The organism is Kitasatospora sp. NPDC127035, from assembly GCF_042726075.1.
In the GTDB taxonomy this organism is placed as follows: domain Bacteria; phylum Actinomycetota; class Actinomycetes; order Streptomycetales; family Streptomycetaceae; genus Kitasatospora.
Genome location: NZ_JBHXDN010000009.1, coordinates 1 through 23,913 on the forward strand (window position 1 = coordinate 1; position 23,913 = coordinate 23,913).

At 75.8% G+C, this 23,913-nt stretch carries 9 protein-coding genes; 7 read left to right on the plus strand and 2 right to left on the minus strand.

Annotation, left to right across the window (positions count from 1 at the left end):
- The 3 genes from ACFWIC_RS08000 to ACFWIC_RS08010 form a co-directional block, all read left to right on the plus strand.
- Nucleotides 1-8,847: amino acid adenylation domain-containing protein (locus ACFWIC_RS08000; protein WP_380516839.1), on the plus strand; the 8,847-nt coding region annotated here is incomplete at its 5' end.
- Nucleotides 8,844-16,106 carry an amino acid adenylation domain-containing protein gene (locus ACFWIC_RS08005; protein ID WP_380516842.1) on the plus strand — a complete coding sequence of 2,421 codons (7,263 nt, stop codon included), beginning with the start codon at nucleotides 8,844-8,846 and terminating at the stop codon, nucleotides 16,104-16,106. The genes ACFWIC_RS08000 and ACFWIC_RS08005, both read left to right, overlap by 4 nt.
- 152 nt (nucleotides 16,107-16,258) lie before the next feature.
- Nucleotides 16,259-17,113, plus strand: coding sequence for a siderophore-interacting protein (locus ACFWIC_RS08010; protein ID WP_355402557.1), 855 nt, complete (start codon nucleotides 16,259-16,261; stop codon nucleotides 17,111-17,113).
- A gap of 81 nt (nucleotides 17,114-17,194) precedes the next feature.
- Here the strand turns inward: ACFWIC_RS08010 and ACFWIC_RS08015 are convergent, their stop codons facing one another.
- Entirely contained in the window at nucleotides 17,195-18,322 is a 1,128-nt protein-coding gene (locus ACFWIC_RS08015) for a FecCD family ABC transporter permease (RefSeq protein ID WP_380516845.1), read from the minus strand.
- Nucleotides 18,319-19,287: a FecCD family ABC transporter permease gene (locus ACFWIC_RS08020; protein WP_380516848.1), complete on the minus strand. Its 969-nt coding sequence runs from the start codon at nucleotides 19,285-19,287 to the stop codon at nucleotides 18,319-18,321. Before ACFWIC_RS08020 ends, ACFWIC_RS08015 begins: the two co-directional genes overlap by 4 nt.
- 493 nt (nucleotides 19,288-19,780) lie before the next feature.
- Between ACFWIC_RS08020 and argB the strand changes: the two genes are divergently transcribed.
- The 4 genes from argB to ACFWIC_RS08040 all read left to right on the plus strand — a co-directional run bounded on the left by argB (nucleotide 19,781) and on the right by ACFWIC_RS08040 (nucleotide 23,857).
- Nucleotides 19,781-20,725, plus strand: coding sequence for an acetylglutamate kinase (gene argB, locus ACFWIC_RS08025; protein WP_380517054.1), 945 nt, complete (start codon nucleotides 19,781-19,783; stop codon nucleotides 20,723-20,725).
- A gap of 252 nt (nucleotides 20,726-20,977) precedes the next feature.
- Nucleotides 20,978-22,336 carry a lysine N(6)-hydroxylase/L-ornithine N(5)-oxygenase family protein gene (locus ACFWIC_RS08030; protein ID WP_355402559.1) on the plus strand — a complete coding sequence of 453 codons (1,359 nt, stop codon included), beginning with the start codon at nucleotides 20,978-20,980 and terminating at the stop codon, nucleotides 22,334-22,336.
- An 83-nt stretch (nucleotides 22,337-22,419) separates the two neighbouring features.
- Nucleotides 22,420-22,680, plus strand: a complete 261-nt coding sequence (locus ACFWIC_RS08035) for a phosphopantetheine-binding protein (protein WP_380516852.1) — start codon at nucleotides 22,420-22,422, stop codon at nucleotides 22,678-22,680.
- Nucleotides 22,681-22,864: 184 nt separating this feature from the next.
- Complete coding sequence (locus ACFWIC_RS08040; RefSeq protein ID WP_329948946.1) at nucleotides 22,865-23,857, plus strand: ABC transporter substrate-binding protein; 993 nt, start codon at nucleotides 22,865-22,867, stop codon at nucleotides 23,855-23,857.
- Nucleotides 23,858-23,913: the final 56 nt, after the last annotated feature.

A 23,913-nucleotide genomic window follows, 5' to 3' on the forward strand; every position in this document is an offset into this window, starting at 1 on the left:
GTGACGAACGTGTACGGGCCGACGGAGGTGACGGTGTGGGCGACGGCGGCGGAGCTGGCGGCCGACCACCGGGGCGTCCCCGCCATCGGCGTGCCGCTCGACAACACCCGGGCCCACGTGCTGGACGCGCGGCTGCGTCCGGTGCCGCCGGGTGTGCCGGGTGAGCTGTACCTCGCGGGGGTGCAGCTGGCGCGGGGGTACCTGAACCGGGCGGCGCTGACCGCCGAGCGGTTCACCGCCGACCCGTACGGTCCGCCGGGCAGCCGGATGTACCGCACGGGCGACCTCGCCCGGCGGGCGGCCGACGGGCGGTTGCAGTTCCTGGGCCGGGTGGACGACCAGGTGAAGCTGCGTGGCTTCCGGATCGAACTCGGCGAGGTGGAGGCCGCGTTGGCCGCCCTGCCGGGCGTCGGCCGGGCCGTCGCGCTGGTCCGCGAGGACGTGCCGGGCCGCCGGCAGCTGGTCGGCTACGTCACCGGGACGGCCGATCCCGAGGAGCTGCGCCGGAGTGCGGCGGCGGTGCTGCCCGAGTACATGGTCCCGTCGGTGGTCGTGGGGCTGGAGGTGCTGCCGCTGACGGCCAACGGCAAGACCGACCGCCGGGCACTGCCCGCCCCCGCGCAGCCGGCCGTCGTCGGGCGGCCCCCGGCCACCCCCGCCGAGCACGCCGTCTGCGCGGCCTTCGCCGAGGTACTCGGCCTGGCCGGGGCGGGTGTCGAGGACGGCTTCTTCGCCCTGGGAGGGCACTCGCTGCTCGCCGCCCGCGCCGCCGCCAGGATCCGGGCCGCGCTCGGCGTCCCGGTGGACGTCCGGGACGTCTTCGAGGCGCCCACCCCGGCCGCGCTCGCCGCCCGCCTGGCGGGCCGGACCGCCGTCGAGCGCCCCGCGCTGACGGCCGGACCGCGTCCCGGGCGCCTGCCGCTCTCCGCCGGGCAGCGCCGGCTCTGGTTCCTGGACCAGCTGGAAGGGCCCGGGACGGCGTACCACCTGCCGCTGGCCCTGCGGATCGACGGTGCGGACGGCCGCGGCCCGGACACCGCCGCGCTCGCGGCGGCCGTCGCCGACCTGACGGCCCGGCACGAGAGCCTGCGCACCGTCTTCGAGGTCCTGGACGGCGAGCCGTACCAGCGGGTGCTGACCCCGGCCGAGGCGGCCGAGGCCGCGCCGCTGACCGTCCGCGACGTCCCGGGCGACCTCGTCGAGGCCGCCCGGGCGGAGGCGGCCCGGCCCTTCGACCTGGCCGTCGAACCGCCCCTGCGGGCCACCCTGCTGTGCGCCCCCGACGGTGCCCGCGTCCTGGTGCTGCTGCTGCACCACATCGCGGCCGACGAGGCCTCGTTCGCCCCGCTGATGGCGGACCTCCAGGCCGGCTACGCCGCGCGGCTGGCGGGCCGGGCCCCGGAGTTCGCCGAACTTCCGGTCCAGTACGCGGACTTCGCGCTCTGGCAGGCGAGTCTGGACCAGGCGGCGCCGTTGGCCCACTGGCGGCGGGCGCTGGCGGGGCTGCCGGAGGAGATCCCGCTGCCCGCCGACCGCCCCCGGCCGGCCGTTCCGAGCGGGCGGGGCGACACCGTCGGGTTCGCCGTCCCCGCGGACGTCGCCGAGCGCCTGCGCGCGCTCGCCGCCGACCACGGAGCCACGCCCTTCATGGTCGTCCACGCGGCGGTGGCGGCGTTGCTGCACCGGCTCGGCGGTGGTGACGACGTCCCGTTGGGCACGCCGGTCGCCGGGCGCGGCGGGGAGGCCGCGCTGGACGGGCTGGTGGGCTTCTTCGTCAACACGGTGGTGCTCCGCGCCGACCTGTCGGGCGATCCGACCTTCGCCGAACTGCTCGACCGGGTCCGGGCCGCGGACCTCGCCGCCCTCGACCACGCCGACGTGCCGTTCGACCGGGTGGTGGAGGAGCTCGCCCCGCCCCGGGCCCCCGGCCGCCACCCGCTGTTCCAGGCGATGGTCGCGCTGGAGGAGGCGGCCCCCGACACCTCCCGGCTGTTCGGCCTCGCCACCGAGGAGGTGGCCGTCGACCCCGGCGCCGCCAAGTTCGACCTCGACGTGGTGCTCAGGCCGGCCCGGCCCGGCGGCTCGTCCGCAGCCGATCCGGCGGCCGGCGACCCCGCCGCCGACGGACTGGTCGGCGGCATCCGCTACGCCACCGACCTGTTCGACCGCGCCACCGTGCAGGCCCTGGCCGCCCGGCTGGTCCGCCTGCTGACCCTGGTGACGGCCGAGCCCGGCACCCCGATCGGCCGGCTCGACCTGCTGTCCCCCGGCGAGCACGCCGACCTGGACCGCTGGAACGCCACCGGCCGCGTCCGCCCGGTCACCACCGTCGCCGAGGAGTTCGCCGCCCGGGCCGCCGCCACCCCCGGTGCCACCGCCGTGGTGGCCGGCGCCGACCGGCTGACGTTCCGTGAGCTCGACGAGCGCGCCAACCGGCTCGCCCGCCTGCTGATCGCCCACGGCGCCGGACCGGGCACGCTGACCGCGCTCGCCCTGCCGCGCACCGCCGACGCGGTCGCCGCCCTGCTGGCCGTGCTGCGCCTGGGCGGCGGGTTCCTGCCGCTCGACCTCGGGCTGCCCGCCGACCGGCTCGCCCACATGCTGGCGGACTCGGCCCCGGACGTCGTCCTGGCCACCGGCGCGAGCGCCCGGCTGCTGCCGCCCGGGACCGGGACCCTCGTCCTCGACGACCCGGCCACCGCCGCGGACCTCGCCGCCGGACCGGCCGCGACCGTCCACGTCCCGGCCGACCCGTCCGAGGTGTCCTACGTCATCCACACCTCGGGCTCGACCGGGCGGCCCAAGGGGGTCGTCCTCACCCACGGCGGACTCGACAACCTGTACCACGACCACGACCGCACCCTCTACCGTCCGGTCGCCGCCGCACTGGGCCGGCGCGTGAGCGCCCTGCACACCGCGTCGTTCTCCTTCGACTCCTCCTGGGAGCAGCTGTTCTGGCTGATCGCCGGCCACGAACTGCACCTGCTCGACGACATCCTCCGCAGGGACGCCGAGGCGGTCGTCGGCTACTGCGCCGAGCACCGGATCGACGCCCTCGACGTCACGCCCTCCTACGCGCGGCAGCTGCTGGACGCCGGCCTGCTGACCGGCGCCCACCGCCCGCCGGTGCTGCTGCTCGGCGGCGAGGGCGTGCCGCCCGACCTCTGGGCCGAGCTGCGCGGCCACCCGGACGTCCGGGTGGTCAACTACTACGGGCCGACCGAGTTCACCGTCGACGCCCTGGTGGCCGGGACGGCGGACGCCGACGGGCCGGTGATCGGGCGTCCGCTCGACAACACCCGGGCCCACGTGCTGGACGCGCGGCTGCGTCCGGTGCCGCCGGGCGTGCCGGGTGAGCTGTACCTCGCGGGGGTGCAGCTGGCGCGGGGGTACCTGAACCGGGCGGCGCTGACCGCCGAGCGGTTCACCGCCGACCCGTACGGTTCGCCGGGCAGCCGGATGTACCGCACGGGCGACCTCGCCCGGCGGACGGCCGACGGCCTGGTGGAGTACCTCGGCCGGACCGACGACCAGGTCAAGCTGCGCGGCTTCCGGATCGAACTCGGCGAGGTGGAGGCCGCGCTGGCGGCCCTGCCCGGCGTCGGCGCCGCCGCCGCGCTGGTCCGCGAGGACACCCCCGGCAACCGGCGCCTGGTCGGCTACGCCACCGGTGGCGCCGACCCGGCGGCCCTGCGCCGCGCCCTCGCCGGGACGCTGCCCGACTACCTGGTGCCCGCCGCCGTGGTGGTGCTCCCGCAGCTGCCGACGACCGCCAACGGCAAGCTGGACCGGGCGGCCCTGCCCGCCCCGTCCGCCCCGGCGGTGGCGCTCGCCCGCCCGCCGCGCGACGCCCGCGAGGAGCTGCTCTGCGGGGCCTTCGCCACCGTGCTCGACCTCCCGGAGGTAGGGCCCGAGGACGACTTCTTCGCCCTCGGCGGCCACTCCCTGCTGGCCACCCGGCTGGCCGGGCGGATCCGCACCGTGCTGCGGACCGAGACCGCGGTCCGGGACGTCTTCGCCGCGCCCACGCCCGCCGGGCTCGCCGCCCGGCTCGCCGAGCGGGCCGGGACCGACCGGCCGGAGCTCACCGCGGGCCCGCGCCCGGCGCACCCGCCGCTGTCGCCCGCCCAGCTCAGCCTCTGGCTGCTCCACCAGGTGCAGGACTCCGGCTCCGCCTACCACGTACCGATCGCGCTCCGGCTCACCGGAGCGCTCGACCCCGGCGCCCTCGCCGCCGCCCTCGCCGACGTCGCGGCCCGGCACGAGAGCCTGCGGACCGTCGTGCGCGAGCACGACGGCGAGCCGTACCAGCAGGTGCTCGCTCCCGGCGCGCACCCGGTGCCGCTCACCGTGCTGCCGGTCGGCGAGGACGGGCTGGACGCCACCCTGCGCACCCTGCTCGCTCCGCCGTTCGACCTCGCCGCCGAGCCGCCGTTCCGTGCCCACCTGGTGCGGGTCGACGAGGGCGAGCACGTCCTCCTGCTGACGCTGCACCACATCGCGGGCGACGAGGAGTCGACCGCCCCGCTGCTCGCCGACCTCGACGCCGCCTACACGGCCCGACGGGCCGGACGGGCCCCCGAGTTCGCCGAACTCCCCGTCCAGTACGCGGACTTCGCCCGCTGGCAGGGCGAGCTGCTGGCCCGGACCGGCGACCAGCAGCGGGCCTACTGGACGCGCACGCTGGCCGGGGCGCCCGAGGAGGTCGCGCTGCCCGCCGACCGCCCCCGGCCGGCCCGCCCCACCCACCGGGGCGCCGTCGCCCTCTTCGAGCTCCCGGCCGACACCGCCGGGGCGCTCACCGCACTCGCCCGGGCCCACGGCGCCACCCTGTTCATGGCCGTCCACGCCGTGGTCGCCACGCTGCTGCACCGGCTCGGCGGGGGCGAGGACATCGTGGTCGGGGCACCCGTCTCGGCCCGCGGCGAGGCCGTCCTCCGGGACCAGGTCGGCTACCACCTCAACACCCTGGCGCTGCGCACCGACCTCTCCGGCACCCCGGCCTTCGCCGCCCTGCTGGAGCGGGTCCGGGACGCCGACCTGGAGGCCTTCGACCACGCCGACCTGCCGTTCGACCAGGTCGTCCGGGCGGTCGCGCCGGCCCGTACGGCCGGGCGTCACCCGCTCTTCCAGACCATGGTCACCTTCCACTCCGCCGCTCCCGCCCCGGCCCGGCTCTTCGACGTCCCGGCGGCGGAGCTGCTGGTGGACACCGGCGGCGCCAAGTTCGACCTGGAGTTCGCGGTCGGCCCGGCCGCCGACGGCAGCGGGCGACTGGAGGGCGGCGTCCGGTACAGCCGGGACCGCTTCGACGAAGCGACCGCCCGCGCCCTCGCGGACCGGCTGGTCCGCCTCGTGGAGCAGGCCGTCGCGGACCCGGCGCGCCCCGTCGCCGACCTCGACCCGATGGCCGAGGGCGAGCGTGAACTCGCCCTGTACGGGCCGGAGTCCACCGACCACCCGGCCGTCCCAGGCGACCCGGCCACGCTGCCCGACCTGGTCGCCGCCGGAGCCCGCGCCGGGGCCGCCCGCCCCGCGGTGCTGACGGACGGCGCCGAGCTGTCCCGCGCGGCCTTCGACGACCGCGCCGACCGGCTCGCCCGGCTGCTGATCGCCCGCGGGGTCGGCCCGGAGAGCGTGGTCGCGGTGGCCCTGCCGCGCTCCGCAGACCTGCTGGTGGCCGTCCACGCGGTGGTCCGGGCCGGGGGCGCCTACCTGCCGCTCGACCTCGACCACCCGGCCGAGCGGCTGCGCCACCTCCTCGGCACGGCCCGCCCGGTCTGCGTGCTCACCGAATCCGGATCGGCCGGCCGGCTGCCCGCCGACGCCCCCGACGCCGTCCTGCTGGGGGACCCGGAGACGGAGGCCGCCCTGGCGTCCGCCCCGGCCGGACCGGTCACCGATCACGACCGGCTCGCCCCGCTGAGGCCCGACCACCCCGCGTACGTCATCTTCACCTCCGGCTCCACCGGCCTGCCCAAGGGCGTCCAGGTCGGCCACGCCGCGATCGTCAACCGTTTGCGGTGGATGCAGGACGCCTACCCCCTCGGCGGGGACGACCGGGTGCTGCACAAGACCCCGGCCGGCTTCGACGTCTCGGTCTGGGAGCTGTTCTGGCCGTTCGCCGCGGGCGTGCCCGCGGTGGTCGCCCGCCCCGACGGGCACCGTGACCCCGGCTACCTCGCCGACCTGATCCGCCGCCACCGCGCCACCGTCGCGCACTTCGTGCCCTCGATGCTCGCCGCCTTCCTCACCGACCAGCGGCTCGCCGAGTGCCCCTCGCTGCGACGGGTGGTGTGCAGCGGCGAAGCCCTCCCGGTCGACCTCGCCGAGCGCTTCCGGGAATCCTGCGCCGGCCGGGAGGTGGCCCTGGAGAACCTCTACGGCCCCACCGAGGCGGCGGTCGACGTCACCGCCGAGCACTACCGGCCCGGCACCGGCCGGTCCGGCGGCAGCGTGCCCGTCGGCAGCCCGGTGTGGAACACCGGGGTCCGGCTCCTGGACGCGCGGCTGCGTCCCGTCCCGCTCGGGACCCCCGGGGAGCTGTACCTGACCGGGGTGCAGCTGGCGCGCGGCTACCTGAACCGGGCGGCGCTGACCGCCGAGCGGTTCACCGCCGACCCGTACGGTCCGCCCGGCAGCCGGATGTACCGCACCGGCGACCTCGCCCGGCGGACGGCCGACGGCCGGCTGCACTACCTCGGCCGGACCGACGACCAGGTCAAGCTGCGCGGCCTGCGGATCGAACTCGGCGAGGTGGAGGCCGCGCTGGCCGCCCTGCCGGGCGTCGCCCTGGCCGCCGCGGCCGTCCGCGCGTCGGGCACCGGGGGCGACCGGCTGATCGGGTACGTCGTCCCGGAGCCGGGTCGCGTTCCGGACACCCGCCACCTGCGCAAGCTCGCGGCGGAGCGGCTCCCGGCGTACATGGTGCCGGCGCCGATCGTCCTCCTCGACGCCCTGCCGCTGTCCGTCAACGGCAAGCTCGACCGGCGGGCCCTGCCGGCGCCGCCGGTCACCCCGGCGGCCGAGCCCGGCACGGCCGACGGGACCGCGCAGGCCGCCGCGACTGTCGCCGAGCCCGCCGAACCTTCCGGGACCGCCGAACCCGCCGTCGTGCTGGCCCGGTTGATGGCCGAGGCCCTCGGCCTGACCGCCGTCGACCGGCACGCCGACTTCTTCGAACTCGGCGGCGACAGCATCGTCTCCATCCGGCTGGTGTCGCTGGCCCGCAAGGCGGGCCTGACCCTCACCGCCCGGCAGGTCTTCGAGGCACCCAGCCCCGCCCGGCTCGCCGAGCTCGCCGTCCCGGCCGCGCCGGCCGCAGGGACCGCCCCGGCGGCCGTCCGGCCGCAGGACGACGGAACCGGTCCGCTGCCGCTGCCCCCGATCGCCCACTGGCTCGCCGAACGCGGCGGCCCGGTCGACCGGATCGCCCAGGCCCGGCTGGTGCTCCTGCCCGCCGGTGTCCGTACGGCGGACCTGGCCACCGCCCTCCAGGCGCTGCTCGACCGGCACGCCGGTCTGCGCCAGGTCCTGCACCGGCCGGACCCCGGCGTCTGGTCGGCCGAAACCGCCCCGCCCGGATCGGTGACCGCCGCCGACAGCCTGCGCGCCGTCCCCGCCGCCGGGCTCGACGACGCCGCCCTGCGGGAGCTGGTCGCCACCGAGTCGGACGCGGCGGTCGGCCGCCTGCGCCCCGGCACCGGACGCCTCCTCCAGGCCGTCCACCTGGACGCCGGCCGGGAGGCCGCGGGCCGCCTGCTGCTGACGGCCCACCACCTCGCGGTCGACGAGGTCTCCTGGAGCATCCTGCTGGACGACCTGCGGGCCGCCTGGCAGGACGCCGCCGCCGGCCGGCCGCCGGTCCTGGAACCGGTCGCCACCTCGCTGCGCGCGTGGACCGAGCACCTCCTCGCGGAGGCCCACAGCCCCCGCCGGACCGCCGAACTCGGCCACTGGCTGGCGGCCGGGGAGAGCGGGAAGGACCGGCGCCTGATCGGATCGCGTCCGCTGGACCCGGCCCGGGACACCGCCGACACCGCGCGCCCGTTCACCGTCACGCTCTCCGCCGGACGGACCGCGCCCCTGCTCGACACCGTCCCCGGGGCCGTGCACGGCACCGTCAACGACGTGCTGCTCACCGCGCTGGCCCTGGCCGCCGCCCACCTCGACCCGGACCGGCCGGACGGCGGGCTACCGGTCGAACTGGAGGGCCACGGCCGGGAACAGGACCTGCTGCCCGGCGCCGACCTCTCCCGCACCGTCGGCTGGCTGACCAGCCTGTACCCCGTGCGCCTCGCCCCCGGCCGGGTCGACCCGGCCGCCGCCCTCACCGGCGCCGAGGACGCCGGGCGCGCCCTCAAGGAGGTGAAGGAACAGCTGCGGGCCGTCCCCGCCGGCGGGATCGGTGCGGGCCTGCTCCGCTACGCCAACCCCGCCACCGCCCGCCGCTTCGACCCGGCCGCCCGGCCCGAAGTGCTCTGGAACTACCTCGGCCGGCGCACCCACACCCCCGGCACCGCCTGGGGACCTGCCCCCGAGGCCGACGCCGTCGGCGTCGAGCCCGACCCCGGGGCCCCGCTCTCCCACGCGCTGGAGATCGTGGCCCGGATCGACCCCGGCCCCGACGGCCCCCGGCTCGTCGCGGACTGGATCCCCGCCGCCGGCGCCCTGCCGGAGTCGACCGCACGCGCCCTCGCCGAGGCGTGGACCGCCGCGCTCGACGGCCTCGCCACCTGGGCCGGCACCGCCGGCTCCGGCGGCCACACCCCCTCCGACCTCGATCTGCTCTCCCTCGACCAGGACCAGATCGCCATGCTCGAACAGATGTGGAAGGACCAGCGATGACCAGGACCGGCCTCGCGGACATGCTCCCGCTCTCCCCGCTCCAGCAGGGCATGCTGTTCCTCTCCTCCTACGACGACCGGGCCACGGACGTCTACACCGTCCAGCTGACCGTCTCGCTGAGCGGCCCGGTCGACGCGGCCCGGCTCGGCACCGCCGCCGACGCGCTGCTGCGCCGGCACGCCAACCTGCGCGCCGGGTTCTGGCACGAGAACGTGCCCGAGCCGGTCCAGTTCGTCCCCGCCGAGCTGCGGATCGCCGTCCGCGAGACCGACCTCCGGGCCGGGCACGACCTCCGGGCCGGGCACGCCACGGCCCCGTTCGCCACTGCCCCCTCCGGCGGCGTCCCGGACGGTGAGGCCCTGGACCGGGCCGAACGCGCCGAGCTGGCCGAGCGGTTCCTCCTGCACCGGCCGCCGCTGCTGCGCCTGCTGCTGGCCCGGGTGGCCGACACCGAGTACCGGCTGATCGTCACCGTGCACCACATCCTGGTGGACGGCTGGTCGATGCCGCTCCTGGTGCGTGAGCTGCTGGAGCTGTACGACCGGGACGGCGACCCCGGCGGCCTGCCCGCCGTGCGCCCCTACCGCGACCACCTGCGCTGGCTGGCCGACCAGGACCGGCCGGCCGCCGAACGCGCCTGGCGCACGGCGCTGGCGGGGACGGACGGCCCCACCCTGCTCGCCCCGGCCGACCCCGGCCGGCAGGCGGTCCGGCCGGCCCGGCACACCCGGGGGCTCACCGAGGAGGCGACCGCGGGGCTCACCGCGGCGGCCCGCCGGCTCGGCACCACCCCCAGCACCCTCGTCCAGTGCGCCTGGGGGCTGCTGCTCGGCTCCCTGACGGGGCGGCGCGACGCCGTCTTCGGCCTGACCGTGTCGGGCCGGCCCGAGGAACTGTCCGGCGTCGACTCGATGATCGGACTGTTCATCACCACCGTCCCGGTCCGGGTCGCCGTGCGCCCGGAGGAGAGCGTCGCCGCGCTGGTCCGCCGGTTCCGCGGCGAACAGAACCAACTGCTCTCCCACCACCACCTCGGCCTGCACGCGATCCAGAAGCAGGCCGGCGGCGGCGAGCTGTTCGACACCCTGCTCGTGGTCGAGAACTACCCCGTCGACCCGTCCGCCCGCCCCGCGCTCGCCGGCGGGGCCGCCGTCACCGGGGTCACCGCCCGCGACGCCACGCACTACCCGCTCACCCTGGCCGTCAACCTCGGCCGCACCGTCGAGGTCCACCTGGAGTACCGGCCCGACGTGCTGACCGACCGCCGGGTCGAGCGGATCGGCGAGCGGCTGGCCGCGCTGCTGGAGCGGATCGCCGCCGACCCCGACACGACGGTGGGCAGGCTGCGGCTGACCACCGACGACGAGCACGCCCGGCTGGCGGCGGCGGGGCACGGCCCGGAGGCCGCCGCCTTCGGGGGGAGCGTCGCCGACCGTTTCGCGGCGCAGGCCGCCGCGACCCCCGGGGCCACCGCCGTCGTCTCCGGCGGCCGGTCCGTGACCTTCGCCGAACTGGACCGCCGCTCCGCGGAGCTGGCCCACCGGCTGGTCGCACGCGGGATCGGCCCCGAGTCGGTGGTCGCCCTCGCGGTGCCGCGTTCGGTGGACGCGGTGACCGCCCTGCTCGGCGTGCTGCGCAGCGGCGCCGCCTACCTGCCGCTGGACCTCGACCACCCGGCCGAGCGCCTCGCCGACATGATCGCCGACGCCGCCCCGGCCTGCCTGGTCACCACCGCGGGCACCGTCCACCGGCTCCCCGCGGTCGGCCCCCGACCGCTGCTGCTCGACGGCCCGGACGACACCGCCACCGCCACCGCCCCGGGCCCCGGGCCCGACGCGCCGCTCCCCGCCGTCGACCCGGAGCACCCCGCCTACGTCATCTACACCTCCGGTTCCACCGGCCGCCCCAAGGGCGTGGTCCTCACCCACCGCGGCCTCGCCAACCTCTACGCCAACCACCGGGCCGCGCTGCTCGACCCGGCCGCCCGCGCGGCCGGCCGCCCCCTGCGGGCCCTGCACACCGCCTCGTTCTCCTTCGACACCTCCTGGGAGCAGCTGTTCTGGCTGCTCGCCGGGCACGAACTGCACCTCCTCGACGAGACGGAGCGGCGCGACCCCGAGTTCGTCACCGGCTACGTCCGCCGCCACCGCGTCGACACCCTCGACGTCACCCCCACCTACGCCCAGCAGCTCCTCGACTGGGGGCTGCTCGCCGACGGCGCCCACCGCCCGGGGCTGCTGCTGCTCGGCGGCGAGGCGGTGCCGCCCGCCCAGTGGAGCGCGGTCCGCGCCGCCGACGGCGTACGCGCCGTCAACCTCTACGGCCCCACCGAGTACACCGTCGACGCCCTGGCCGCCGACCTCGCGGACAGCGTGCGCCCGCTGGTCGGCGCACCGATCGCCGGCACCGCCGCCAGGGTCCTCGACCACGCGCTGCGCCCCGCACCGGACGGCGCCCCCGGCGAGCTGTACCTGGCCGGGACCGGGCTGGCCCGCGGCTACCACGACCGGCCCGGTCTGACCGCCGGCCGCTTCGTCGCCGACCCGTACGGCCCGCCCGGCAGCCGGATGTACCGCACGGGGGACCTCGTCCGCAGGCTGCCCGACGGCCGCCTCGACTACCTGGGCCGGGCCGACGAGCAGGTCAAGATCCGCGGGTTCCGGATCGAGCCCGGCGAGATCGAGGCCGCCCTCACCGCGCTGCCCGGGGTCGCCACCGCCGCCGTGGTCGTCCGCGAGGACACCCCCGGCGTCCGCCGCCTGGTGGGCTACCTGACCGGTGACGCCGACCCGGTCGGCGCCCGCGCCGCCCTGGCCGCCGCGCTGCCCGAACACCTCGTCCCCGCCGCCCTGGTGGTCCTGGACGCCCTGCCCCTCAACGTCAACGGGAAGCTCGACCGCGCCGCCCTGCCCGCCCCCGTCCTCACCGGCGACCCGGCCTCCCGCGCTCCGCGGACCCCGGCCGAGGCCGTCCTGTGCCGCGTCTTCGCCGATGTCCTCGGCCTCGCCGCGGCCGGAGCCGACGACGACTTCTTCGTCCTCGGCGGGGACTCGATCAGCTCGATCCAGCTGGTCGGCCGGCTCCGCAAGGAGCAGCTGGTCCTCACCCCCCGGCAGGTCTTCGAGCACCGCACACCCGCCCGGCTCGCCGCCGCGGCGGTGGACGCCGGGACCGTCGCCGACGGCCCGGACCCCGCCGCCGTCGTCCTCGTCCCCGAGGCGGCCCTCGCCCTGGCCGCCGAACTCCGCCCCGACGCCGAGGAGGTGCTGCCGCTCTCCCCGCTCCAGGAGGGCCTGTACTTCCACGCCGTCTACGACGACCGCGCGCTCGACGTCTACCTCATGCAGAACTTCATCGAGCTGCTGCACGCCGTCGACCGGACGGCGCTGCGCCGTGCCTTCGAGGCGCTGCTCAGGCGCCACCCCCACCTGCGGGCGGGCTTCTGGCACCAGGGCTTCGACGAGCCGGTGCAGATCGTCCCCGGCGCGTGGGAGCTGCCCTGGCAGGAGACCGACCTCAGCCACCTCGACCGGGCCGCCCAGGACCGCGCCCTGGAGGAGTTCTCGCACGCCGACGCCGCCACCCGGTTCGACCTCGCGGCGCCGCCGCTGCTGCGCGTCGCGCTGTTCCGCTTCGCCGACGAGCGGTACGTGCTCTGCGTGACCCAGCACCACATCCTCACCGACGGCTGGTCCGAGTCGCTGTTCTTCGAGGAGCTGTTCGCCCTCTACCGGCACGGCGGCGACGAGGACGCGCTGGCGCCCGCCACGCCGTACCGGGAGTTCCTGCGCCACCTCGCGGCGACCGACCGCGAGGCCGCCGCCGAGGCCTGGCGGGTCCACCTCGCCGGCCTCGACGAGGCGACCCTGGTCGCGCCCGAGGACCCGGCCCGGCAGCCGGTGATCGCCGAGGTCTGCCCGGTCGTCCTGGACGAGGCGACCAGCGACGGGCTGCGCGCCTTCGCCCGGTCCTGCGGCATCACCCTCAACACGGTGCTGTCCACCGCGTGGGCGCTCACCCTGGCCGGCCTCACCGGCTCGGACGACGTGGTCTTCGGTGCCACCGTCTCCGGCCGGCCGCCGGAGCTGGCGGGCGTGGACACCATGATCGGGATGTTCATGAACACCCTCCCGTTCCGGGTGACCGTCCGGCCCGGGGAGCCGTTGCGCGACCTCCTGGTCCGGGTCCAGCGGGAGCACGCCGCCCTGCTGCCCCACCACCAGGTGGGCCTCGGCCGGATCCAGCGGCTCAGCGGCTTCGGCCGCCTCTTCGACACCCTGTACGTGTTCCGCAACACCCCGCTGGACGACTCGGCCCGGGAGGAGGCCGTCGCCCGCCACGCGATCGGCTGGACCCACAGCGTGGACGGCACCCACTACCCGCTGACCCTCGCGGTCACGCCCGAGCGCGCCCTGGAGCTGAGCCTCGCCTACCGGCCCGACCTGTTCGACGCCGAGGCCGCCCGGGCCGTGGCCGAACGGCTCGCCGCCCTGGTCCGCGCCCTGCCCGGGGACCCCGCCGCCCCGGTCGGCCGGCTCGGCACCCCGGAACCGGCCGAGCTGGGCAGGCTGCTCGGCCTCGGCGACGACACCGGCCACGCCGTTCCCGACACCACCGTCGACCGGCTGCTCGCGGAGCAGGCCGCCCGGACCCCGGACGCGACCGCCCTGGTCTTCGGCGAGGAGCGGCTCTCCTACGCCGAACTCGACCGGCGGGCCGACCGGCTGGCGCACGCCCTGATCGCCCGCGGCGCCGGGCCGGAGCGCCTGGTCGCCCTCGCGCTGCCGCGCTCCGCGGACTTCGTCGTCGCCCTGTTCGCCGTGCTGCGCACCGGCGCCGGCTACCTGCCGCTCGACCTGGACCACCCGGCCGCCCGGCTCGCCGAGATGCTCGCCGACGCGCGCCCGCTCTGCCTCGTCACCGTCACGGCCGTCGGCGCCGGCCTGCCCGCCGCGGACGACCTGCCCCGCCTGGTGCTCGACGACCCGGACGGCCTGGCCGAACAGGCCGCCGTCCCGGCCGGGCCGGTGACCGCCGCCGACCTCACCGCCCCGCGTCACGCCGACCACCCGGCCTACGTGATCTACACCTCCGGCTCCACCGGGCGGCCCAAGGGCGTGGTCGTCCCGCACCGCGGGCTGACCACGATGCTGGTCAACCACCGGGCCCGGATCTTCGGCCCCGCCGTGACCGGGGCCGGCGGGCGGCGCCTGCGGATCGCCCACACCGTCTCCTTCGCCTTCGACATGTCGTGGGAGGAGTTCTTCTGGCTGGTCGACGGCCACGAGGTGCACGTCATCGGCGAACGGCTGCGGCTCGACCCGGACGCCCTCGTCGACCACTACGTCCGCGAGCGCGTCGACGTCGTCAACGTCACCCCGTCCTACGCCCAGCAGCTGATCGAGGCCGGACTGCTCGCCGACGGCCGGCACCGGCCGGTGCTCGTCCTGCTCGGCGGCGAGGCCGTCCCCGAGTCCCTCTGGCAGCTGCTCGACCGGACCGACGGGACCACCGGCTACAACCTGTACGGGCCCACCGAGTACACCATCAACGCGCTCGGTGCGGGCGTCGGCGAGAGCGCCACCGCCACCGTCGGACGGCCCGTCATGAACACCCGGGCGTACGTACTGGACCAGGCCCTGCGCCCCGTCCCGGTGGGCGTGCCCGGCGAGCTGTACCTCGCCGGGGACGGCCTGGCGCGCGGCTACCACGACCGGCCCGGTCTGACGGCCGGCCGCTTCGTCGCCGACCCGTACGGCCCGCCCGGCGGGCGGATGTACCGCACCGGCGACCGGATGAGGTTCCGGGCGGACGGCAGGCTGGACTACCTGGGCCGGGCCGACCAGCAGGTCAAGATCCGCGGCTTCCGGGTCGAGCCCGGCGAGGTCGAGTCCGCGCTGCTCGCCCTGGACACCGTCGCCGCGGCGGCCGTCGTCGCGCAGCGGGGCCCGGGCGGCGCACGCCTGGTCGCCTACACCGTCCCCGCCCCCGGCCTCCCGGCGGACTCCGCCGCGCTGCGCGCCGCGCTGGCCGCGACCCTGCCCGAGTACCTGGTCCCGGCCGCGTTCGTCGAGCTCGACGCGCTGCCGCTGACGGTCAACGGCAAGGTCGACCGCGCCGCGCTCCCCGTGCCCGGCCCGGCCGGGCGGGGATCCTCCCGGCCGCCCGCCGACGCCCGCGAGGCCCTGCTCTGCGGGCTCTTCGCGGAGGTCCTGGGCGTGCCCGAGGTCGGTGTCGACGACAACTTCTTCGAACTCGGCGGCCACTCGCTGCTCGCGATGCGGCTGGCCGGCCGGATCCGGGCCGAGCTCAACACCCCGGTCCAGGTCGCCACCCTGATGGCCGCCCCGACCGTCGCGGGGGCGGCGGCCCGGCTCGGCACCGACGCCCGCCGTGACGCGCTGCGCACCCTGCTGCCGCTGCGGGAGAAGGGCGCGCTGCCCCCGCTGTTCTGCGTCCACCCGGCCTCCGGTTTCAGCTGGCAGTACGCGGGCCTGCTGCGCCATCTCGACCGGGAGCGCCCGCTGTACGGCCTCCAGTCGCCGGGCCTGCGCGGTGAGCTCCCGAAGGTCGAGGACGTCCGGGGTCTGGCCGAGCTGTACCTCGCGGAGGTGCGGGCGGTGCAGCCGCACGGCCCGTACCACCTGCTGGGCTACTCCTTCGGCGGGACGGTCGCCCACACCATGGCGGCGCTGCTCCAGGAGGGCGGCGAGGAGGTGGCCCTCCTCGGGCTGCTGGACGCCTACCCGCCGGAGACCGAGGACTGGTCCTTCGTCACCGACCCGCGCTTCCGCGAGCGGCTCGCCGAGGAGGAGAGCGGGTTCCTGACCGGGGTGGCCGGGCTCGGCCTGGCGGCGCCCGGGGACACGGCCGGGGACGCGCCCGGGGACACGGCCGGCGCCGGGGGAGAGGCCGGCCGGCCGGTCGGCCGGGAGGAGGCGATCGCCGCGATCCGGGCCAGCCAGGGCATGCTGGCCGGCTTCGACGAGGATCTGCTCCACGCGATCGTCGACACCAACGTGCACTGCGTCGGCCTGCTGGCCGGCAGCCGCACCCCGGTCTGGACGGGTGACGCCCTGTTCGTCACCGCGGCCCGCACCACCGCCCCCGAGGACGCGCCCGCGAAGGTCTGGCCGCCGTACCTGCGGGGCAGGCTGGCCGAGCACGTGGTCGACGTCGCCCACGACGAACTGATGGACGCGCAGGCGCTGGAGGAGATCGGCCCGCTGGTGCAGCGGGCGCTGGCGGAGGGGGTGTGAACCGGCCCCGCCGGTCCGCCCGCGCCCCTCCCGCGGGCGCGCCTTCCGCCCGTCCGCCCGCCGACCCCGGCGGGGCCCGGGCCGCCATCGCACGACCGCATGATCCGGGGACCGCACGGCGGTCCCCGGGCTCCGAGAAGAGGACAACCCCCATGACCAGCAACGCCCCCCTGATCGACACCGTCTACCACGACCTGGCCCTGCGGACCCTGGAGGTGATCCGGGTCACCCGGGTCACCCCCCGACTGGTCCGGGTCACCCTCGGCGGCCCCGAGCTGGCCGGGTTCATCGACCGGGCGCCCGCCGACCACGTCAAGGCCTTCTTCCCGGCGCCCGGCCAGCTGGAGCCCGTGCTCCCCCTGCTCGGCGACGACGACGAGGGCCTGATCTTCCCCGACGTCCCGCCGTTCCCGATCTCCCGCGACTACACCACCCGCCGCTTCGACCCGGTGGCCGGCGAGCTGGATCTCGACTTCGTCCTGCACGGCAGCGGCGTCGCCTCGGTCTGGGCCGCGCAGGCCGCCCCCGGCCAGAAGCTCGGTCTGGCCGGGCCCCGCGGCTCGGTGATGGTCCCGCTGGAGTTCGACTGGTACCTGCTGGCCTCCGACGAGACCGGCCTGCCCGGTCTGAGCCGGTACCTGGAGATCCTGCCGGAGGGAGCGATCGCCAAGGTGTTCATCCTGGTGGACGACGCCGGTGAGGAGCACCACCTGGAGACCAAGGCCGACGCCGCGATCACCTGGGTGCACCGCGACGGCCTGGCCCACGGCGAGGGCGACCTGCTCCACCGGGCGATCAGCGCCCTGGAGTTCCCGCCCGGGCGGCCCTACGTCTGGATCACCGGCGAGGCCGGCGAGCTGAAGCCGATCCGCCGCCACCTGCGCGCCGCCGGGTTCGACCGGGACTACACGGACGTCGACGGCTACTGGAAGCGCGGCACCGTCAACCTGGACCACCACCTCGCCGACGACGACGAGGAGGAGCCGGGCGCCGACGCCGCCTCCTGACCGCCCGTCACCGCGGAGGCGCGGGTCCGTCCCCCGGGTGGGGCGGGCCCGCGCCTTCGCGGTGCGGTGGGTCCGGTCGGCTCAGCGGCGTCCGGACCGCCACTCGTGGAGCAGCAGCCAGACGAGGTAGAGCCCGCCGATCGCCGCCGTCATGATGCCGACCGGCAGTTGGATCGGGGCCACCACCCGCTGGGCCGCGAGGTCGCTGAGGCAGAGCAGCAGCGCCCCCATCAGCGCGGAGGGCAGCAGGCTGACGCCGGCGGCCCGGCCGAGGCGGCGGGCGAGCTGCGGTGCGGCCAGGGCGACGAAGGAGATCGGCCCGGCCGAGGCGGTGGCGACGGCCGAGAGCAGCACGGCGGAGACCACCAGCAGGGCGCGTGAGCGTTCCACCGGCACGCCGAGCGCCTTCGCCGCGTCGTCGCCGGCCTCCATCAGCCGCAGGTGCCGGCCGAGCAGCAGGACGGCGGGCAGCAGGAGCCCGATCGCGAGCGCCGCGGGGCCGAACTGGTCCCATCCGCGACCGTTCAGCGAGCCGGTGAGCCAGACCGCCGCGGCCTGCGCCTCGTCGATCGACGCCTCGATCATCAGGTAGGCGTTGACCGAACTCAGCAGCGCCCCCGCCGCGATCCCGACCACGATCAGCCGGTAGCCCTGCACGCCGCGCCGGTAGGCCAGCAGGTAGACCGTCAGGGCGGTGGCGAACCCGCCGCCGACCGCGCCGAGCGCCACCGCGAACGGTCCGCCGCCGAACACGAGGATCTGCAGGAGCGCCCCGGTCGCGGCGCCGGTCTCGAACCCGATCAGGTCCGGGCTGCCCAGCGGGTTGCGGGCCAGGCTCTGGAACACGGCGCCGCTCAGGCCGAGGGCCGCGCCGACGATGAGGCCGACCGCGAGCCGGGGCAGCCGCAGGCTGTTCACCACGTAGTCGGTGGCCGCGGTCCCCTGGCCGGCCAGCGCCTTGACCACGTCGACGGGGGAGACCTGGAAGTCACCGGTGCCGAGGGTGACGACGGCCACGGTGAGCAGGGCGAGGGCCAGACCGCAGCCGGCCACCAGCGGACGCCGGGCGACCCGCAGCTGCAGGGCACCGAGGCGGATCCGCAGGCCGGGGACGAGCCGGGCCGGGTCCGGTACCGCGGGCGCGGGCAGGGCGCGGGGGGCCGACGGGGGCAGCAGGGTGCCGGACGGGCTGTCCGGGAGGGGGCTCACAGCTGGGGGACCTTCCGGCGGCGGACCAGGGCGACGAGGACGGGGGCGCCCAGGGCGGCGGTGACGATGCCGACGGCCAGTTCGTCGGGGCGGACCAGGATCCGCCCGAGCACGTCGGCGCCGAGCAGCAGGGCGGGGGACAGGACCAGGCAGTAGGCCAGCAGCCAGCGCTGGTCCGGCCCGGTGACGAGCCGTACGGCGTGCGGCACGATGAGGCCGACGAAGCCGATCGGCCCGACGGCGGCGGTCGCCGCGCCGCAGAGCAGGGCGACCGCCACCGCGCCGAGCACCCGGGTGCGGGCCGGCCGGGCCCCGAGCGCGCTGCCGATGTCGTCGCCGAGGGCCAGCGCGTTCAGCGGACCGGCCAGGGCGAGGGCGAGCACGATGCCGGTCAGCAGGAACGGCGTCACCTGGAGGAGGACGGCGTCGCTGCGCCCGGCGAGGGTGCCGACGGACCAGGTGCGCAGGGTGGCGAAGGAGTCGCGGTCCAGGAAGGTGAGGGTGGAGATGCCCGCGATGAGCGAGGCGTTGACCGCGGTGCCGGCCAGGACCAGCCGGATCGGGGAGGCGGCCGAGCGGCCCGCGGTGCCGAGGGTGTAGACGGCGGTCGCGGTGAGCGCGGCGCCGGCCAGGGCGAACCAGACGTAGCCGGCCAGGGTGGTGACGTGGAAGAGGCCGATGCCGGCGACGACGGCGGCGGAGGCGCCGGACTCGATGCCGAGCAGGCCCGGGTCGGCGAGCGGGTTGCGGGTGAGCGCCTGCATGAGGGCGCCGGCCAGGCCGAGGCCCGCGCCCACCGCGAGTCCCAGCAGGGTCCGGGTGAGCCGGTAGTCCTGGACGATGACGGCGTTCTCGGTTCCGTCGGGTGCGAAGAGCCCGTGCAGGACGGTGGCAAAGGGGATGGATCGTGCACCCACCGAGATGCTGAGCACCACGATCACGAGGAGCAGCAGGAGGGCGGCCATCAGCCCTGCGGCGCGTAGTCGGGGCGCGGTCCGTCGGGACCGGAGGGGTTCGGCGGGGCCGCCCGCGGGGACCCCTTGCTGAACGAGGCTCACTCGTGCACTCACTCCTCGGAGGGTGGGGCGGAACGCTCTCCGCCACGATTTTTAGTTAGGTGAGCCTATCCTAAATTGGCCGGATTCGGCGCCCGGTCCGGGCGCCCGGACCGGCCCCGCCGCGGCCCCTCCGAGCGGCCGCTGACCGGGGGTTGGCGACCCGTCAGGAGTCGGCCGGACCGGCTCCGTGCGGCGCCGGAGGGGTGGCGGAACCTCGCCGCCCGCCGGGCTCGCGGTCGTGACGGGGCAGAGTGGGCAATGTAAGGTCAACCTTGCCTAACCAGGGCCGGGCGGGGGACTCACCTTCCTCGACCGTGACCGGGCGGGCTGGTGGGACACGGTGCGGCCGGAATGAACGAGTTGAGACAAAGGACGCGTGGGACTGGTGGGCAGAGGCAGTGTGAGTCCTGGCAGGTCCGGCGGAGTCGGAGCCGGGCGGCGCCCGCCCGGTCTCCAGGAGTGCCTGTCCGACCTGAGGCGCTTCCGGGGTTCCACCGTCGTCGTGAAGTTCGGCGGCAACGCGATGGTGGACGAGGCCCGGAAGGCCGCCTTCGCCCGGGACGTCGTCCTCCTGCGCTACGCGGGCCTTCGCCCGGTGGTCGTGCACGGCGGCGGCCCGCAGATCGGCGCACAGCTCCAACGGCTCGGACTGACCTCCTCGTTCACGGCCGGCCTGCGGGTCACCACGCCGGAGGCCATGGAGGCCGTCCGGATGGTGCTGGCGGGTCAGGTCCAGCGGGAGCTGGTCGGCCTGATCAACTCCCACGGGCCGTTCGCGGTCGGGATGACCGGCGAGGACGCGCACACCATGACCGCGCGCAAGCGCTACGCGCTGGTGGACGGCGAACGGGTCGACATCGGCCTCGTCGGCGAGGTCTCCTCCGTCAGTCCGTCGCTGCTGTCGACCCTGCTGGCGGACGGGCGCATCCCGGTGGTCTCCTCGGTCGCCCGGGGCGAGGACGGGAACGTCTACAACGTCAACGCCGACACGGCCGCCGCCGCGGTGGCGGGCGCGCTGCGTGCGGACGTGCTGCTGATGCTGACCGACGTCCCCGGCCTCTACCGTTCGTGGCCCTCCGACACCGAGGTGGTGTCGCGGCTCACCGCGCCCGAGCTGGCCGAGCTGCTGCCGGGCCTGACCGGGGGGATGGTGCCCAAGATGGAAGCCTGTCTCGACGCGCTGCGGGCGGGGGTGGGCGTCGTGCGGGTCCTGGACGGGCGGGTGCCCTACGCCCTGCTGCGGTCCTTCGGTGACTCCTCCCCCGGGACGGAGATCGTGGCCCGGCCTGAGGCCCCGGCCGACACCCCGCATGCCGCGGTGCAGACGGCTCCCGCGCTGCGGTGAGCCCGTGAACGGGGCTCGAATGTCCTGATTCAGACGCTCTGTCCGGAAAATCCGGTCATGAGCACACCCGACTCGGAGAAACCGCTGATCGGAGCCCGGATGCGGGTCCGGTCGGTGAACTTGACTCCATGGCTCCGATAAGGGAACTTAGGCAAGCCTTGCCTTAGGTCTTCGGTGGTCACGCCGGGGTTCGACAGGTCCGGGAGCTCCGCTCCGGGCCCCTGAACGAGTAGTAGACGGAAGGATTGAGTCATGTCGCGCGAGAACGGCGCAAACTACGGAGGTGGCAGCGTCGACGACCTGGTCGGCATAGGCTTCGGCCCGGCCAACCTGGCCCTGGCGATCGCGATCGACGACCACAACCGTCGCAACCCCGGGCAGTCGCTCGGCGTCCGCTTCCTGGAGAAGCAGGAACGTTTCGGATGGCACCGGGGCATGCTGCTGGACGGCGCCACCATGCAGGTCTCCTTCCTCAAGGACCTGGTGACCCTGCGTGACCCGCGAAGCCGCTTCACCTTCCTGTCCTACCTCCAGGAGCGGGGCCGGCTGGTCGACTTCATCAACCTGAAGTCCTTCTACCCGACCCGCCTGGAGTTCCACGACTACTTCGAGTGGTGCGCCGCGGAGTTCACCGACCAGGCCGCCTACGGCCGCAAGGTCACCGCCGTGCGGCCGGTGGAGTCCGACGGCCGGATCGACAGCGTGGAGGTCGTCTCCGAGGCGGTCACCGGTGGCGACCAGGAGGTCCGCCGGGCCCGGAACATCACGGTCGGCACGGGTCTGACCCCGCGTGTCCCCGACGGCGTCACGCTCGGCGAGCGCGTCTGGCACGCCCGGGACCTGCTGCTGCAGGCACCCACCCTGGTCGGCCAGGAACTGCGCCACCGCCGGATCGCCGTGGTCGGCGCCGGCCAGTCGGCCGCCGAGGCGGTCGAGTACCTCCACCGCACGTTCCCCGACGCCGAGATCTGCGCGGTCCTCTCCCGCTACGGCTACAGCCCGGCCGACGACAGCCCCTTCGCCAACCGGATCTTCGACCCGGCCGCGGTCGACGAGTTCTACGGGGCCTCCGAGGAGGCCAAGCAGACCCTGCTCCGCTACCACGCGAACACCAACTACTCCGTGGTCGACGGCGATCTGATCGAGCAGCTCTACCGGATCGTCTACCAGGAGAAGGTCGCCGGCCGCGAGCGGCTGCGCGTCCTCAACGCCAACCGCCTGACCGGTGTCGCCCAGCACACGGACGGCGTGCGCGCCGAGGTCCGCTCGCTGACCACCGGCGAGGAGCAGACCCTCGACTGCGACGCGGTCGTCCTCGCCACCGGCTACACCCACGTGGACCCCCGTGAGCTGCTCGGCGACCTCGCCCCCACGCTCCTCACCGACGAGCAGGGCCGCCTGCGCGTCGACCGCGACCACCGGGTGCTGACCGAGGACCACGTCGACGTGGGGATCTACCTCCAGGGCGGCACCGAGCACACCCACGGGATCACCTCCGCCCTGCTCTCGACCCTGGCCATCCGCTCCGGGGAGATCTGCGACTCGCTCCTGCTGCGCCAGACCGGCGCCCAGCTGCGGGCCCAGAACAGCCGCCTCGGCGTAGCCGGCTGACCACGGATCCCGGGCCACCGGCCCGGATCCACCCGGCCGGACCCACCGAACCGCACACCCTCGCTACCGAACGGACCTTCAGCATGAGCGCCAGCACCGCACCGGGCCCGACGGGCTTCGACCCGGACACCGTCCGGGCGGACATCGCCGACATCCTCGGCGAGCGCCCGGAGGACATCGGTGACGACGACGACCTGCGCGACCTCGGCCTCGACTCGATGCGCGTGATGCACCTCGTCGAGGTCTGGCGCGCCCGCGGCGCCCGGGCCGAGTTCGCCGACCTGGCGGACCTCGGCGCGGAGCCCACCGTCGTCTCCTGGTCGGCCTACCTGAGCCGCGCCTGAGCCGCACCCGAGCCGCGCCCGGGGCACCACCCCGGGCCGTGCCCGCGCAACACCAGAGCCGTACCCAGCAGGACCGGAACCGCCGAAACCGCCCGTGCCCCCAGGCACCGGGCCCCCTGGACTCCGGCGGGCTCGCCCGACACACCGAACCCGCCGCGCACCTCGTAACACTTCAAGGAGAACCATGAACACCCGAGCCCTGACGTCCCGCAGCGTCAGAATCGCCGCCGTCGCCGCCACCGCCGCGCTCACCCTCGCGGCCTGCGGCTCCAACGGCGACAGCAAGGACGCCGCGGGCACGCCCTCGGCCGGCAGCGCCGCGTCCGGCCCCGTGGTGGTCGAGGCCACCAACGGCAAGATCACCGTCCCGGCCGGCGTCAAGCGCATCGTCAGCGTCTCCTACGCCACCGGCGCCCTGCTCGACCTCGGCGTCCAGCCGGTCGGCACCAGCACCATCGACGACAACAACCCGATGGAGCTGCTGCCCTCGCAGACCGAGGCCGCGAAGAAGATCGAGCCGATCGGCTCCGGCATCGAGATCAACATCGAGAAGGTCGCCTCCCTCAAGCCCGACCTGATCGTGGTCGAGGGCGCCAGCGCCTTCGACTGGGGCATCAAGAAGCTCGAAGGCATCGCCCCCACCCTGTACTTCGGCGTCGACACCCCGGTCGACCTGCTCAACGCGCAGGAGAAGATCGCCACCGCCGTCGGCAAGGAGGCGGAGTTCAAGAAGCTGAAGTCCGACTACGACGCCAAGGCCGCGAAGATCAAGACGGACTACGCGACCAAGCTCAACTCCGTGAAGTGGACCATCGCCTCCTCCTACGGCGGCGGCGAGTTCCTGGTCGACACCAGCACCTCCTGGGTCGGCCGCGTCCTCAACGACGCGGGTGCCAAGTTCTCCCAGGCGTCCTCGGACACCAAGGAGCACGAGACCACCTACTCCGTCGAGAAGCTCGACGTCCTCGCCGACGCCGACCTCATCCTCGTCCCCAAGATGGCCGCCACCGGCGAGGTCCCGCAGGACACCAAGGACCTCGACAAGCAGCCGTCCTGGAAGAACCTCAAGGCCGTCCAGGCCGGCAAGGTCATCCCGGTCACCTACGCCACCACCGACCGGTACGGCACCTCGATCAACGTCCTCGACCAGATCGAGACCATCCTCAAGGGCCTCTAGCCCACCACGTCCGGGTGGCCGCCGCCCCGCGCGGCCACCCGGACGGACACCACCAC